Here is a 1,788-nt window from a genome sequence, read left to right as displayed (position 1 = left end):
TATGCTATGTTTATTCATGTTAGCCTCTGCTGTTTAGTTAATTGACAAACTAATTATGGCTCTGGCTTTGAATTAAGCTAACCCACGAAAAGCGGAGGCTAACACCGTGTGGGAGTCATTATGTCTAACTCTCAAGGAGGACTCACCGTTGGATTTGAACTGTTCTTTAAAAAGGATCGCAACGATTCATCAACAGCACTCCCTAAAATGTTATCTAGCCATTAAAAGCTTAAAAAGTCAGTACAGTTGGTCAACTAGTGATTGGAGTCAAATAGAGCTATTAGTCAGTACTGAAGAACCGCTGTTTGATACTGCTATTTTGAAGGCTAATGAAATTACTTACGACACGGTACCTCGAAGACGGCACTGGGTCTTATCTCATGCTGTATACCCTCACGCTTATTTTGCAATGCAACAGTGGTTCGAAAATGCGGAACCTGATGAAATTTTTGATTTCTACTTAACACAGTGCTTGGATAATAAGCAGTATTTAAGTCATAATGTTTCAATTTTATTTTCTTTTAGAAGTGTTTGGACTTTATTAAAATCTGAAGAGCAAAAACTTAGATTTATCGAACGCTTTTGCGAATTTGTGACATCGACTTTTTACGGAAATAATAGTTTATCCTACAAGCCACATGAAAACTATATTGGTGCAACTGAGGCTAATGAAGCGATAATTCTCAAAGATTGCCTTTCAAATCCAGGTTTTTGGGGACACAATATTATTGCGTTCGCATCTATCATAAAATCGAAACCTCACTTGTCTCTTCAGAAATTAAATGCTCTGTTATTAAATTTACAAGAACAGTGCTTTTGGATCTTTGAGGATGAGTCAGATCGACCAATGATATTATCAAACCCAACAAGAGAACTATCAGATTGTGCTCTAGAGTTAAGTTGTAGAAGATTGCTGTTGGGTACTAGTAGTAATTTGCATCAAATAACACTGGCTGAATCTATAGTATTTCTTTTTAAGCAAAATTGGGTTGAAAAATCAGAAAAAATTAAGCTCATTGATGTAATTGAACATTTTGCAAAGAGTTAACAAGGTTTTCAAGTCAGACTCGTAACAGTTGGCTCGGTTCCGCTTCGCTTCACATTTTAGCCAACAATTACTCGCCGCTTAAAACGGCGTTATATTTTTCATCAGGATTTGAGTTTATATGGACGTTTTAATGTTATATCCAATGTTTTCAATGGTGCTTTTAACTTTTATTGTTGCTTGTATCGCGGTCAAAGCTAGGTTCGCTAGCGTTAAAAATAAAACGGTAAGAGCTAAATTTTATAGTTTAATGAATGGTCAGGAAGTTCCTGACATAATCACGAAAACAACACGTAATTTTAATAATCAATTTGAAGTACCTGTATTATTTTACGTGGTATGTTCTTTATATATTTTCTGGGGAATTAATAGCGATTTTGCTTTAATCACCTCTTGGTTATTTGTTGCTTTACGTATTGTACATTCATATATTCACTTAACTTATAATCATGTTTTACATCGTATGCTTACGTTTTGGTTTTCATTGCTATGCGTTATGGCGTTGTGGATAAACTTGTTGCTACAAAAAATATAACAAGCCATTTAAAAGGACAAAAAACAGTTGGCCGTGCTCGTGCCTCGCTGATTTTGGCCAACAATTTTTAGCCTCTTAATGGGGCTACATGGACTCCCCTTTGTCAAGCAATAGCACTTCCAACAACAAGAAGATCTGACAGCAGCTCTACATTCGGCGTTTATTAGCTTTGCTACGCTATCGCCCTGATGATTTGCGCTTGAGTAAT

General features: G+C 35.9%; 2 protein-coding genes. Both read left to right on the top strand.

Features of this window, described 5'->3' with window-relative positions; genetic code table 11:
• The first annotated feature begins 148 nt into the window (after window positions 1-148).
• Complete coding sequence (locus HHO47_RS18900) at window positions 149-1,048, top strand: hypothetical protein (RefSeq protein ID WP_169021685.1); 900 nt, start codon at window positions 149-151, stop codon at window positions 1,046-1,048.
• Between the two features lie 118 nt (window positions 1,049-1,166).
• Entirely contained in the window at window positions 1,167-1,580 is a 414-nt protein-coding gene (locus HHO47_RS18895) for an MAPEG family protein (RefSeq protein WP_342351510.1), read from the top strand.
• Window positions 1,581-1,788 lie beyond the last annotated feature (208 nt).

Origin of the sequence: Pseudoalteromonas arctica (assembly GCF_012927645.1) — a bacterium.
Lineage (GTDB): Bacteria > Pseudomonadota > Gammaproteobacteria > Enterobacterales > Alteromonadaceae > Pseudoalteromonas > Pseudoalteromonas arctica_A.
This window is presented reverse-complemented; position numbering and strand designations above follow the sequence as displayed.

Bases quoted from the DNA above. Each gene is read 5' to 3' on its own strand.
- HHO47_RS18895 (WP_342351510.1), top strand. From the start codon at position 1,167: ATGGACGTTTTAATGTTATATCCAATGTTTTCAATGGTGCTTTTAACT.